General features: G+C 61.4%; 9 protein-coding genes. 2 read left to right on the top strand and 7 right to left on the bottom strand.

All coding sequences use genetic code 11. The annotated features are described in order from the left end of the window. Positions 1-110: 110 nt before the first annotated feature. Positions 111-1,016 (top strand): heparin lyase I family protein, encoded by a 906-nt coding sequence (locus tag J5278_RS05925; RefSeq protein ID WP_209184550.1) that lies wholly within the window; start codon positions 111-113, stop codon positions 1,014-1,016. Positions 1,017-1,198: 182 nt separating this feature from the next. Here the strand turns inward: J5278_RS05925 and J5278_RS05920 are convergent, their stop codons facing one another. Then, complete coding sequence (locus J5278_RS05920) at positions 1,199-1,651, bottom strand: NUDIX hydrolase (RefSeq protein ID WP_247749172.1); 453 nt, start codon at positions 1,649-1,651, stop codon at positions 1,199-1,201. Positions 1,652-1,860: 209 nt separating this feature from the next. Here J5278_RS05920 and J5278_RS05915 point away from each other — a divergent pair, with 209 nt between their 5' ends. Further along, positions 1,861-5,136 carry a cellobiose phosphorylase gene (locus J5278_RS05915; protein WP_209184552.1) on the top strand — a complete coding sequence of 1,092 codons (3,276 nt, stop codon included), beginning with the start codon at positions 1,861-1,863 and terminating at the stop codon, positions 5,134-5,136. A gap of 76 nt (positions 5,137-5,212) precedes the next feature. Here J5278_RS05915 and glmM read toward each other — a convergent pair whose 3' ends face one another. From glmM to tolB, 6 genes are all read right to left on the bottom strand, one after another. Continuing rightward, positions 5,213-6,565 (bottom strand): phosphoglucosamine mutase, encoded by a 1,353-nt coding sequence (gene glmM / locus J5278_RS05910; RefSeq protein WP_209184553.1) that lies wholly within the window; start codon positions 6,563-6,565, stop codon positions 5,213-5,215. 208 nt (positions 6,566-6,773) lie between these two features. Then, complete coding sequence (gene ftsH / locus J5278_RS05905) at positions 6,774-8,717, bottom strand: ATP-dependent zinc metalloprotease FtsH (RefSeq protein WP_142830713.1); 1,944 nt, start codon at positions 8,715-8,717, stop codon at positions 6,774-6,776. 127 nt (positions 8,718-8,844) lie between these two features. After that, a complete protein-coding gene (gene tilS / locus J5278_RS05900; RefSeq protein ID WP_209187557.1) occupies positions 8,845-10,149 on the bottom strand; it encodes a tRNA lysidine(34) synthetase TilS in 1,305 nt (434 codons plus the stop codon). Positions 10,150-10,160: 11 nt separating this feature from the next. Continuing rightward, a complete protein-coding gene (gene ybgF, locus J5278_RS05895) occupies positions 10,161-11,165 on the bottom strand; it encodes a tol-pal system protein YbgF (RefSeq protein WP_209184555.1) in 1,005 nt (334 codons plus the stop codon). Between the two features lie 178 nt (positions 11,166-11,343). Then, positions 11,344-11,883: a peptidoglycan-associated lipoprotein Pal gene (gene pal / locus J5278_RS05890; RefSeq protein WP_142830707.1), complete on the bottom strand. Its 540-nt coding sequence runs from the start codon at positions 11,881-11,883 to the stop codon at positions 11,344-11,346. A 156-nt stretch (positions 11,884-12,039) separates the two neighbouring features. After that, positions 12,040-13,347, bottom strand: a complete 1,308-nt coding sequence (tolB, locus tag J5278_RS05885) for a Tol-Pal system beta propeller repeat protein TolB (protein WP_209184556.1) — start codon at positions 13,345-13,347, stop codon at positions 12,040-12,042. Positions 13,348-13,367: the final 20 nt, after the last annotated feature.

The raw sequence follows: 13,367 nt of genomic DNA, 5'->3' as shown, positions 1-13,367 counted from the left end.
CTTTGTGACTGAGTGAGCAGGATTTGAAACTTTGCTGTCGTGATCTTGTCCCATAAGCTGCTTGTAGCCACCGACTCGCAGGCCCTGCGCTCTCGAGGGAAATGCTGACGATGATGACCACGAGAATTATAAAACTCGCATCCATCCTGTTGGGCCTGCTTGGCTTCGGTCTATCCTCAGCCGTTGCGCAGGATGTAGCAGCACCGCTCTCGGCGGGATTTGAGGACCTGTGTGTCGCTGATAGCGCCCATCCACCGAAGCTCTGGAAGATCAGCGGCAAACTCGACCCCAATGCATGGAGATCGCGTATTGTCTGCGACCTCTCGTCGCCTGCGCGGCCTGTCTTGCATATCACGGTGCATCCCGGCGACGCGCCTGACCAGAGCGTCGGTGACGCACCGATAGAGCGCGTCGAAATCCAGATCAGGAAGCAGGTCATCAAGTTCGACAAGCCGACCTGGTATCACTTCACCTTCAGGCTCGACGCGCCATGGGCAGGCATCGGCAATCGTACTGTCATCCATCAGGTAAAGCAGAATATCCCGACAGAAGAGACGAAGCCTCTCGGTTCTTGCCAGTCAGCCAACCCGCTGTTCAAGATCGAGGCAATCCCCTCCAAGACCGGCGCAGATTTCGTTGCAAAGGTGAGAGGAACATCGGACTGCAATGCCGGTACGTCCCAGATCGTCTGCGGACCCTGGCCCCTCGAGATCGGCGAATGGACCGATGTCAACGTCATGCTGAAGCCAAGCCTGCAGGAAGGCGCAAGCGCCCTGCAAGTCGCCCTCAACGGACGCGCATGCGCAATTTCCTACACCGGACGCCTCGGCTATCTCGATCACGGCATGCGCGACGAAGACGGACACCCGTACATAGACGTCCAGCCACGCTTTGGCATCTACAGGGACACCCTGCCCGATCTCATCCAATCCATCGACTTCGCCGATATCAAATTCTGGTCCACCGACCCTACCGGCAATCCCGCCTGGTCGAAACAGGCAGGATCCGGCAGGTAAGGAGAGCCGCCGCGAAAGCATTCTTGCTTCACGCTCAGAATGCTCTTGTGGAATTCCTCCTGACTTGATCCACGACCATAGTCGCCAGAGGTGGCACCGATGGTCTCACGCTGGGGGATGTCAAATCGGACGGGAGGTCGGCATTCGGAGCTACGGGAAATAGTGTTTATCGGGTCATCCCCTTAGTTCGGATCTGCCAACTTCAATTTGGCCAGCGCGCTCTTCAGTCCTTTGGGATAGAGTTCAGGGTAGCCATCGCGATCGAGCTCGTCCGGGTGGTACCAGCGCGCGACGTTGGGGGTGCCGTCGCTTTCATGAAAGACGATGTGATCGCCTGTCATGGATTCTTTGAGAGGGAATTTGACCTCGAAGACGAAAATCACTTCATGACCGGGCACGCCGCCAAACGTGTAGAGGTTTTCAAAGACCTGCGGTCCACCGACAATTTCGATCTCGACACCCAGTTCTTCCAGGAACTCACGCTTCAGTGCGACTTCGGAAAGTTCGCCGAACTCGATACTGCCACCCAGCGGACGAACGCCTGCAACGCGACCTTGGCCGTCTGGAACCTCGGCTGCAAGAAGGCGCCCTTGGTGCCAGACCAGGCCTATTGCCTTCACGCTGATTGGCGTCATTGGATGCGATGTGCTCATCGTCGATACAATTAGAAGAGTAAATTAACGGCCGCAAGTCGTCGAAACGCGCTGCGGCGGCAGGTAAAAGACAACCTCCGCCGTTTCCCCGAACCCACTATCTCGCTCATCCCGTTTTGCCGCAGATTTTACTGCTCTTTCTCTGCGGCTTGTGATGTAGTCCCCGCAGGCCGCAATCAGCGAGAGACATCATGGCATCCGACCTCGACCGTAGTTTCCAGACATCCCGTCGCGAAGATCTTGGCCTTACGACGATCGGCAATCCGGCCGGTCTTTCGGTATCGGCGCTTGCCAATGGCGCGCTGTTTGCCATCGAGCACAGCGACGCCGCAGGCGTGCAGGTGATGATCAATCAGGTGCAGGGCTCGCCTATCTATGGCGGCATCGGCCGGCTTTATCTAAGGACCGGCGGCTCCGGGCCAGCAGTGGCCGAGATCGTTGGTCCCCGCGCAGACGTTCGCTTCGCCAGCAGCGACAGCGCCTTTTCTTGGACCGGCGAAACCGGCGGCATCCGTCATCGCGTCCGCCTCGAGTTGCACCCGGCCGAGCCGATCTGGCTTTGGCGCGTCTCGCTGGAAAACACCCGCTCTGAACCCGTCGATGCCGACGTCGTGCTGCTCCAGGATATCGGGCTCGGCGACCGCGGGTTTTTGATGAATAGCGAAGCCTACGCCTCGCAATATATCGACCACCACATCGCGACGCACGAGCGCTTCGGCCCGGTAATCATGAACCGCCAGAACCTCAAGCAGGGCGGCGGCCACATACCATGGCTGGCACAGGGTTGCCTCGAAGGAGCCGCGGCCTTTGCCACCGATGCGATCCAGCTCGTCGATAGCGGCAGGCCGGACGGACAGCTCGTGGCCGCCTTTGGGGTGGCCCTGCCGAGCGAACGGCGCCAGCACGAAGTCGCCTGCCCGGCACTTCAATCGCCATCGATGTCGCTTGCGCCCGCAGCCTCGGGCAGTGCCACCTTTTTCGGCCTGTTTGTTGCCGATCATCCGGAGGCATCGAGCGATGCCGATCTCGCACTCCTGGCACCGCTGGCGGATCTGCCGACCGCCACCACCGGTGCGCTCATCGAAACGCCCCCCGTGCACGGCCTGGTGCAGGATGCGCCGCTGCTGGCGGCGGCGGCCCTCGACGACGCAGCCGTTGCCGATCTCTACCCAAACCGCGAGCTGGAGGAACGTGTGGATGGCAAGCTGCTATCGTTCTTCGTGCCCGGCGGCTTTCAGAACCGCCACGTGGTTTTGCTCGAAAAGGAGCTCCGTGTCGCGCGTCGCCATGGTGCTATCCTGCGCAGCGGACAGAGCATGCTGCCGGACGACAACACGCTGGCGGCAACATGCTGGATGCAGGGCATCTTTGCCGCCCAGCTGACCATCGGCAACACCTCCTTCCACAAGCTGTTTTCCATCTCGCGCGATCCCTACAATCTCACCCGCAACAGCGGGTTGCGGATCATGATCGATACAGGCTCCGGCTGGCAGCTGCTCGGCGTCCCCTCGGCATTCGACATGGGCCTCAGCGACTGCCGCTGGATCTACCGGCTGGCCGACCGCACCATCACTGTCTCGGCAGTTGCTGCCGGCGACGATCCCGCCATGCAGTGGAGCATCGCCGTTGAAGGCCCGGCCTGCCGCTTCCTCGCCTACGGCCAGGTGACGCTTGGCGAGCGCGAATACGAGACACACGGGCGGATCACCATCGATGCCGAAGCCAAACAGATCACGCTGCAGCCGGATCCGAACTGGCTCTGGGGGCAGCGCTACCCCGATGCCAGCTACCGGCTGGTGTCATCGACGAAAGACGCCGTCGATGTCGTCGGCGGAGATGAATTGCTCTATATCGACGGTGTCGCGCGGAACGGACCTTTCATCGCCCTCAGGTCGCATGCGACGCAATCGCTGACCTTCGCCGTCGTTGGTTCGATGGTAGATGCCACTGAGGCCGAAAGCCTTACCAGCCGCTACCAGGCCGGCGTCTCCGAAGCCGCCATGCTCGACCCTGCAGACCGCTTCTGGAAACACGCGACACGCGGCCTCCAAATCACCGGCACCGGCCCGGATCTCGCAGCCCATACAGCGATCCTGCCCTGGATGGCCCATGATGCCATCGTCCATATGAGCGTCCCGCACGGTCTGGAGCAATATACCGGCGCCGCCTGGGGTACGCGCGATGCCTGCCAGGGGCCTATCGAGTTCCTGCTGTCCTACGAGCATGACGCGGAGGCCAAGCAGGTCCTGAAGATCATATTTGGCGAACAGTTCCGCGACCGGGGCGACTGGCCGCAATGGTTTATGTTCGAGCCCTATGCCAATATCCGCTCGAGCGAGGCCCATGGCGACATCGTCGTCTGGCCGCTGAAGGCGCTCTGCGACTATATCGAAGCCACTGGCGATCTCGGCTTCCTCAACGAGACCACGGCCTGGCGCGACGACGGCAGCATGGAGCGGACGTCCGAGAAGGCATCGATCGCCGACCATGTCGAAAAGCTGCTGGCGACGATCCGCACCCGCTTCATCCCCGGCACCAGCCTGATCCGCTATGGCGAAGGCGACTGGAACGACTCGCTCCAGCCGGCCGATCCGCACCTGCGCGACTGGATGGTCAGCAGCTGGACCGTGGCCCTGCTCTACGAGCAGATTGTCCGCTACGGCGCGATCATGGAAAGCATCGGCAAGATCGCCGAGGCAAGGCGGCTGCGCGCCAGTGCGGCGGCGATGCGCAGCGATTTCAACCGCCTGCTGATCCGCGATGGCATCGTCGCGGGCTATGCCATCTTCGATCCTGCCCATGACGGCGTCGAACTGCTGCTGCATCCGGAAGACCAGCGCACTGGCCTGCACTATTCGCTGATCTCCATGACCCAGCCGATGCTCGGCGGCCTGTTCACCGCAGACCAGCGCCACGATCACAAGGCTCTCATCCGCGACCACCTGCTGTTTCCGGACGGGACGCGCCTGATGGAAAAGCCCGCCACCTATTCCGGCGGTCCCGAGACGCTCTTCCGCCGCGCCGAATCGTCGTCCTTCTTCGGACGCGAAATCGGCCTGATGTATGTGCACGCCCATCTGCGCTACTGCGAAACACTGGTGCTCGACGAAGATGCCGATGGTCTCTGGCAGGCTCTGGCGCTCGCCAACCCGATTGCCGTCACCGACCGCCTGGCGCACGCATCCCTGCGCCAGCGCAACACCTATTTCAGCAGCAGCGATGCCGCCTTCCATGACCGCTACAGCGCCGCACGCGAATGGGATGAGGTAAAGGCAGGCTCCATTGCCGTCGATGGCGGCTGGCGCATCTATTCGAGCGGCCCGGGCCTCTACACCAAAGGCCTGCTGCAAAACGTCTTCGGCTTTCAAAGGAAAGCGGGCAAGCGTCTGGCGAAGCCGTTGATCTCGTCATCGATCAACGTCTCCCGTATGACCCAGGACGATATATCATCGGAGAATGCCGGTTAGGGTATCGAGACCTCAAAGCCGATATAATGAAAAAAGGGCCCGCCGGGAGAACTCGGCGGGCCCTTGGTCTGAAACGTCAAGCGGCAGTCCGAACGTTTGAAATCACGCCGATCAGGTCATTGACGATGCGCTCGACCTGAACGCGGTCGTCGCCCTCGGCCATCACCCGGATCAGCGGTTCGGTTCCTGACGGGCGGATGACGAGGCGACCGTTGCGGGAAAGCTCGCTCTCCGCATCGGCGATCGCCTGCTTGACCTCGATATTTTCCAACGGCCGGCCGCCGGTGATGCGCACGTTGCGCAGCAGCTGCGGCACGGGTTCGAAGCGGCGGCAGACTTCGCTGACGGGCTTGCCGGAACGCTTGACACAGGCAAGGATCTGCAGAGCCGCGACCAGGCCATCGCCCGTCGTGCCATAATCCGACAGCACGATATGGCCCGACTGCTCGCCGCCGACGTTGAAGTCGTGCTGGCGCATGTGCTCGACGACATAGCGGTCGCCGACCTGCGTGCGGGCCAGCTCAAGACCCTTGTCGCCAAGGAAGCGCTCGAGCCCGAGGTTGGACATGACGGTGGCGACGATGCCTTTGCCGCGCAGGCGCTGGGTATCGGCCCAGCTCTCGGCAATGACAGCCATCAGCTGGTCGCCGTCGATGACCGAACCGTTCTCGTCGACGATGATGACGCGGTCGGCATCGCCATCGAGGGCAATGCCGATATCGGCACGCACCTCGTCCACCTTCTTCTGCAGCGCCATCGGGCTGGTGGATCCGCAATTGAGGTTGATATTGATGCCATCGGGCTCGTTGCCGATCGTCACGACCTCGGCGCCAAGCTCCCAGAGCACGGCCGGCGCTACCTTGTAGGCGGCACCGTTGGCGCAATCGATGGCGATGCGCAGGCCCTGCAGCGTCACGTCGCGCGGCAGGGTGCGCTTGGCGTTCTCGATATAGCGGTCATGGACGCCGTCGATGCGCTTGGCGCGGCCGATGTCGTCCGATTTCGCCAGCTGCAGGCTCAGGTCCTGGTCGAGCAGGTCCTCGATCTGCATTTCGATATCGTCGGAGAGCTTGTAGCCATCGGGGCCGAACAGCTTGATGCCGTTGTCCTTGTAGGGATTGTGGGAGGCGGAGATCATCACGCCGATATCGGCGCGCAGCGAGCGTGTCAGCATGGCGACGGCAGGCGTCGGGATCGGGCCGAGCACGAAGGCATCGATACCGGCAGCCGTGAAGCCCGCCACGAGCGCGTTTTCCAGCATGTAGCCGGACAGCCGAGTATCCTTGCCGATCACGACGCGATGGCGATGATTGCCACGGCGGAAGATCGTGCCGACCGCGATGCCGACCCGCATCGCGAGATCGGGCGTCATGGGGAAGACGTTGGACTGCCCACGGATTCCGTCCGTGCCGAAATAGCGACGCTTCATAGTGTCTCCCGCAAATTTAAGCGCCTCCCCCACGGAGGCGCGTCCCGACTTGGTTGATGTCCGGGTCATCGAATGCGACGCTCATGCCACAGATCGCCGTCTTCATCACGTCAATTAACGCAAAGAACTATCACATGTCGTGACCGACGAAAAAGGCCGGCTCCCGCATGACGGGAACCGGCCTGATGTTATGAACGCTATTTTGAGATCAGCGCGGCTGCGGCTCGAGACCGCCTTCGGCTTCGTCGCCCTTGGCACCGATGGAACCGTCCTTCTTCGTGCCAGTCTTCGGCACGGCGGAGCCACGGCTTGGCGGCGTATCGTCGCCCATATCGCGCGCCGGCTTTTCGCCACGGATCAGCGCCTTGATCTCCTCGCCGCTCAGCGTCTCGTATTCCAGCAGCCCTTCGGCCACGATGATGAACGCGTCGTGCTGTTCGGTAAGGATGGTACGGGCCTGAGTGTAGGCTTCGTCGATCAGGCGACGGACTTCGTTGTCGATCTTCTGGGCCGTCGCTTCGGAAACGTTCTTCGACTGCGACACGGAGTGCCCAAGGAAAACCTCCTGCTGGTTTTCGCCATAGGCGACTTGGCCGAGCTGGTCGGAGAAGCCCCACTGCGTCACCATGGCGCGGGCAAGCTTGGTGGCCTGCTCGATATCCGAGGATGCACCGGAGGTAATGTTTTCCTTGCCGAAGGTGAGTTCTTCCGCGACGCGGCCGCCCATCATGATGCACAGACGCGAAATCATCCACGTGTAGCTCATGGAGTAGCGGTCGCCTTCCGGCAGCTGCATGACCATGCCGAGCGCACGACCGCGCGGAATGATCGTCGCCTTGTGGAGCGGATCGGCGACAGCGACGTACAGTGCTGTCATCGCATGGCCCGCTTCGTGATAGGCCGTCAGCTTCTTTTCCGCCTCGGTCATGGCCGACGAGCGACGCTCGGCACCCATCATGATCTTGTCCTTGGCGTCTTCGAATTCGGCCATCGTGACCATGCGCTTGTTGCGCCGCGCCGCCATCAACGCTGCCTCGTTGACGAGGTTCATCAAATCGGCGCCCGAGAAGCCCGGAGTACCGCGAGCAAGAACCTTGAGATCGACATTCGGTGCCAGCGGAACGTTACGGGCGTGCACCTTGAGGATACGCTCGCGACCGATGATGTCTGGATTAGGCACCACGACCTGGCGGTCGAAGCGGCCCGGACGCAGAAGCGCTGGGTCAAGAACGTCGGGACGGTTGGTGGCGGCGATCAGGATGATGCCTTCGTTGGCTTCGAAGCCGTCCATCTCGACCAGCAGCTGGTTCAGCGTCTGTTCGCGTTCGTCGTTACCGCCACCGAGACCGGCGCCACGATGGCGACCGACGGCGTCGATTTCGTCGATGAAGATGATGCAAGGTGCGTTCTTCTTCGCCTGCTCGAACATGTCGCGCACGCGGCTTGCGCCGACGCCGACGAACATTTCAACGAAGTCCGAACCGGAGATCGTGAAGAACGGCACATTGGCTTCACCGGCGATAGCACGGGCGAGAAGCGTCTTACCGGTACCGGGAGGGCCGACCAGCAGCACGCCGCGTGGAATACGGCCGCCAAGACGCTGGAATTTCTGCGGATCGCGCAGGAATTCGACGATTTCCTCGAGATCCTGTTTGGCTTCGTCGACGCCGGCGACATCCTCGAACGTGACGCGACCATGAGCCTCTGTCAGAAGCTTCGCCTTCGACTTGCCGAAGCCCATGGCGCCGCGCGACCCGCCCTGCATCTGGCGCATGAAGAACAGCCAGACACCAAGGATCAGCAGCATCGGCAACAGCGTGCCGAGATAGCTGAGGAAGCTAGACGAACCATCCGACTCCGGACGAGCCGACACGACGACGTTCTTCGCCTGGAGCTTGTCGAGCAGGCCGCTGTCTATGACTGGAGAGTAGGTCTGGAAGGCAGCGCCATTCTCGACATAAGTGCCGACGACGCGGTTGCCGGTGATCACGGCATCGCGGACGCGACCGGAATCAACTTCGCGAAGGAACTGCGAATACGGGATATCCCGCGAACTCGTCTGTGAGGGCGAGGTCTGGAACATGCTGAACAAAGCGATCAGCAACAAAGCGATAATCGCCCAGAGAGCGAAATTACGAAAATTAGGGTTCATTGAACTCCCCAGGGACTGAAACAGCCCGGCCTTTTGGCGACTGCATTACTTGGCTGCTAACATAGGGTTACGCTGGGCCCTTGCCAAGGCAGTCAGCGCAACCACATGCGATTTCCGTCAATAACTCTTAAAACGGAGGTGACACATAGGCTGACCGTCCGAAAGCATCCGCCAGCCGATCAGCGAGACTGAGATCGAATCGTGTCAAAAAGCGGTCGAATGGCGCCAAATACGGTGCAAAACGGACCGGATAATGCTCGTAACGCGGGTCTTCATCGTCGAAACGGATTGTTGGCGCCGACGCCGCTGCGCGCATCGCCGCACCTTTTGGGGTCCCTGCAGCGAAAGCCATCCGCGAAGTTGCGCCGGCTGCGACAATTTGCACCCCGCCATGGCCGTCATTGAAAACCTCGAAACGGCCATCCCAGATGCCCCTCGCCCCCGGGGCAAGATGCAGAGCGTCGATGTTGCGGCTTTCGCGCATCAGGAAGAGACCGTTGCGCCTGAGGTCGAAGACTACTCCGCCCGCCGTTCGCCGACCGGGCTCGTCGGTGTCGATAAATCCAAGGACACGCTCCATCCTTTCCTGCCCAAGGCCATAAGGCTGGCCGCCGAAGATGGCTGCAAGGCAGGAGAGCCCGTAGGCAAACTCGGGCGCTGCAGCATCGATGCCCTCGGGAGAGATGCGGCAGAGCAAACCGCCTTCTATCACGACAGACTGTTCCACCCAGCGCGCCGCTGCCGATGACAGATCGGCCTTAGCGCTCCCGCCGCCATCCGATGCCATGAGGTTGCCGGTGGCGAGACCCGCCCGGACACGGACGCGCTCGTAGTGAAGGTCGAGATTGCTCGGGTCGTCGATCCAGCCGATATTTCGTTCGGTGAGAAAAGCCCGAATGTCATTGCGCAGGCACGACAGAAACGGGCGTACCACCCAGATGCGCCGATCGAACAGCACCGCATCGGCAATACCGGTCGCAGAAACCCGCCCTGCCCGCACACGCGCAGTGCGCATCGCCAGCGTCTCCTGCTGGTCGTCAAGCGTATGGCCGGTGACGATCAGGTCTGCCTGGACCTCGGCAGCCACGTCGGCCAGGAGGCTGTAACGGGCCTCCCGCGCGGCGGCCATGATGCCGGTCGCAGGCTTCTCACCAAGCCAGCGACGCGTGCTGTGGGCGATGCCCAGTTTCCGGCAGACATTGGCCACAGATTTCGCCTCGTCGGCCGAACCGGGGCGCAGGTCGTGATCGACGGTGGCAGCGGAAAGCCGGTGCGAAGGGTGGCTGTCACGGATCGCATCGGCAAGAGCTATCAACAGCCCGGTCGAATCGCTGCCGCCAGAGATAGCGACGAGGATGTGCGAGGGCTGGCGAAGCGATGCCAGCAGGCGGGCTGCAGCGGCCTGGGGTGAAGAGACCGGACCGCCGGCCATGGCCTTGCCGCTCAGCAGGCGAGACGTTTTTCTTCGCTGGCGACCTTGGCCACGACGGGCTTGGAAGCCTTTGGATATTTCTTGGTCACTTCATGCAGCGTCGCGCAGGCTGTGTCCTTCTTGTCGAGGGCCGCGAGCGACATGCCGAGCTTCAGCAACATTTCCGGCGCTTTCTCGGAGGTGCCGTATTTCTTGTAGGCATTGACGAAAGTCGTCGCCGCATCGTTGTATTTACCCTGCGAGTACAAGGCTTCGCCTAGCCAGAAATTGGCATCCGGCGAGCGTGCGCTTTCCGGATAGGTGCCGAGATACTGGCGGAATTCCTTCTCGGCGATGGAATAATCTCCCGACAGCACATGGCCATAGGCAGCCTTGTAGGTGTCGCCCTCGTTGCCGAGCGACGCAGTCTTGTCGCCGACGGCTGGCGCGGGGCCGGAGCCTACATCATTCGTATTGACGTTGCCGCCGACAGGCTGGCCGTTCTGGTCGAACTGGATCGAGCCGAGCTGTGCAGGCGGTGGCGCGAGAGTGCTGCCCTGCGCAGCGCGGTTGGCATCGGCACCCTGGGGTGTCTCGATCACCTTGGCGACATCGTCGGATTGACCTGTGCCGGACGTGTCTGCCTCGCTCTTCTTGATCGGCGCGCCCGCTGCCGGTGCGGCACCCGTGGCGCCACCCTTCTTTTCCAGCATCTGGAAGCGAATTTCGTTGTCGGCCTGCGCCTTGCGGATGGTCTCCTGCATCTGCAGAAGCTGATAGCTCATTTCCTCAATGCGACCATTCAGCTGCCGCATCTGGTCTTCCGCCTGCTGGAGGCGGATTTCCGCGTCGCCGCTCTGAACCATGATCGGCTGCTGCGGCTGCTCGCGCTGCTGCGAGAGCGGTGCCGGCGGAACCTGGTCGGACGAATTGCGGTCGCCGAGGTGAAGGCCGAACAGGTTCATCGAATAAGCTTCACGTTCCGTGCCGGACAAGGCCACCAGACAAACCATGCCTGCGACGACGAGTTTTCTCATAGGTTCGATCCCGTCTCTTTTTGATTCTTGTGCCCAACGGCACCAGCCGGGGATTTTTAACAATTGCCGTCAAAAAGCAACGGAGTTCGGCCAAAGTGTGGTTGAAAATACAAACCCGCGTTGAAAACGAAGAAGGCGACCTCTCGGCCGCCTTCAAAATCAAGTGATATCGAAGATATCAGGAGCCGGCGCCGTTGAGAACGGTAACTGCGCGGCGGTTCTGCGACCAGCACGAGATGTCGTCGCAAACGGCGACCGGACGTTCCTTGCCGTAGGAAATCGTCTTCATGCGACGTGCGGGCACGCCCTTGGAAATCAGATAGTCCTTCGTCGAGGCGGCGCGGCGCGCACCGAGAGCCAGGTTGTATTCGCGGGTGCCGCGTTCGTCGGCATGGCCTTCGACGGTGATTGCGTAGTTCGGATAGCGGGCAAGCCACTGTGCCTGACGATCGAGCGTCTGGGCAGCATCGGCGCGGATCGACGTCGAATCGGTGTCGAAGAAGATGCGGTCGCCGACGTTGACGGTGAAGTCCTGAGCCGAACCCGGGGTTGCCGAGCCGCCATTGGCACCGTTGAGGCCAAGATCGCCTGCATTGTTCGGCAGGTTCTTCTTGGATGCGCAGCCCGCCAGGGACAGGCCCAGGAAGAGGGCAAGCATCATCGGGTTGCGGGCGAAGCTCTGCATGCGGCTTGTGGCCGAATTGTCAATACGGCTCATGGCCGGTCTCTCCTTATGACATTATCACGGTTGCCAGACTGTAACCGCACGCGGTTAATGCTGTTTCAACGGTTATGGTTAATTTTTTCTTATAGCGTCCCGCCGCATGAAGTCACAGAACTTTTTGCGGCGGGAAGTTGCAGGCGTATTTACGAACTATTCCATCAGCGGCGACCAGGCCGGGTCCGAGGCGAAGGACGGGGTCTTGATCTTCTGCTCGTTATAGCCGGTCAGGTCGATCGAGTAGAGTTGCGGGCCGCTCGATCCGGCCGGCTCGCGGAAGAACATGATGACACGGCCGTTCGGTGCCCATGTCGGGCCTTCATTGTGGAAGCCGGACGTCAGCAGGCGGTCGCCCGAACCATCCGGCTTCATGACGCCGATACCGAAAGTTCCGCCCGACTGCTTCGTGTAGGCAATCAGGTCGCCGCGTGGCGACCAGACCGGCGTCGAATAGGCACCGTCGCCGAAGGAGATGCGGTGCTGGTTGGAGCCATCTGCATTCATCACGTAGATCTGCTGCTTGCCGCCGCGGTCGCTTTCGAAGGCGATCTGGGTGCCATCCGGCGAATAGGACGGCGACGTGTCGATGGCAGCCGTCGAGGTCAGCCGGGTCGTCGTGCGCGAGCGCAGGTCCATCGTATAGATGTTGGCATTGCCTTCCTGCTGCAGCGACAGCACAACGCGCTGGCCATCCGGCGAGAAGCGCGGCGCAAAGGTCATGCCCGGAAAATTACCGACAACCTCGCGCTGACCGGTGGCAATGTTGAGGAGGTAGACCCGCGGCTGCTGGTTGGCAAACGACATGTAGGTCACTTCCTGCTTGTTCGGCGAGAAGCGCGGTGTCAGCACGAGGTCGCTGCCGTCTGTCAGCATGCGAGCGTTGAAGCCGTCCTGGTCCATAATGGCCAGTTGGTTCTTGCGGGCAGTCTTTGGTCCGCTTTCGGACACGAACACGACGCGCGTGTCGAAATAGCCCTTTTCGCCGGTGATCTTCTCGTAGATCGCATCGGCAATGATGTGCGCAACGCGGCGCCAGTTCTCCGGCTGGGTGTAGAACTGCTGGCCGGTCATCTGCGTGCCGGCAAACGAGTCCCAGAGGCGGAACTCGGCGCGCAGGCGGCCGTCGGGCTGCTGCGTGACGCGGCCGGTGACCAGCGCCTGGGCATTGATCGACTTCCAGGACGCGAACTGCGGCGCTGCATCAGGATTGGTGATCTTCTCGATGAACGCGGCCTTGTCGATCGGCGCGAAAAGCCCCGAACGCTTCAGGTCGGCGGCGATAACGCCGGAGATCTGGGCTCCGAGGTCGCCGTTCGAGATGAAATCGGTGATGGCAATCGGCAGGGGCTGAACATTGCCCTTGTTGATGTTGATTTCCACCAGGGCGTAGGCCGGCGAGATGTAGGTCGCCATCAGGCCACCCATCACCAGCATCAGACGAACGAGAGAACGCATTTTCATGTGTACACAGCCTTTCAGCA

Origin of the sequence: Rhizobium sp. B21/90 (genome assembly GCF_019355815.1) — a bacterium.
GTDB lineage: Bacteria > Pseudomonadota > Alphaproteobacteria > Rhizobiales > Rhizobiaceae > Rhizobium > Rhizobium rhododendri.
The sequence above is the reverse complement of the archived record's forward strand: the minus strand, read 5'-3'. Positions and strand labels throughout refer to the sequence as shown.

What these genes read in the sequence shown, in the direction of transcription:
- J5278_RS05925 (WP_209184550.1), top strand. Translation starts at nt 111, where the DNA reads ATGATGACCACGAGAATTATAAAACTCGCATCCATCCTGTTGGGCCTG.
- J5278_RS05920 (WP_247749172.1), bottom strand. Translation starts at nt 1,651, where the DNA reads ATGACGCCAATCAGCGTGAAGGCAATAGGCCTGGTCTGGCACCAAGGG.
- J5278_RS05915 (WP_209184552.1), top strand. Translation starts at nt 1,861, where the DNA reads ATGGCATCCGACCTCGACCGTAGTTTCCAGACATCCCGTCGCGAAGAT.
- glmM (WP_209184553.1), bottom strand. Translation starts at nt 6,565, where the DNA reads ATGAAGCGTCGCTATTTCGGCACGGACGGAATCCGTGGGCAGTCCAAC.
- ftsH (WP_142830713.1), bottom strand. Translation starts at nt 8,717, where the DNA reads ATGAACCCTAATTTTCGTAATTTCGCTCTCTGGGCGATTATCGCTTTG.
- tilS (WP_209187557.1), bottom strand. Translation starts at nt 10,149, where the DNA reads ATGGCCGGCGGTCCGGTCTCTTCACCCCAGGCCGCTGCAGCCCGCCTG.
- ybgF (WP_209184555.1), bottom strand. Translation starts at nt 11,165, where the DNA reads ATGAGAAAACTCGTCGTCGCAGGCATGGTTTGTCTGGTGGCCTTGTCC.
- pal (WP_142830707.1), bottom strand. Translation starts at nt 11,883, where the DNA reads ATGAGCCGTATTGACAATTCGGCCACAAGCCGCATGCAGAGCTTCGCC.
- tolB (WP_209184556.1), bottom strand. Translation starts at nt 13,347, where the DNA reads ATGAAAATGCGTTCTCTCGTTCGTCTGATGCTGGTGATGGGTGGCCTG.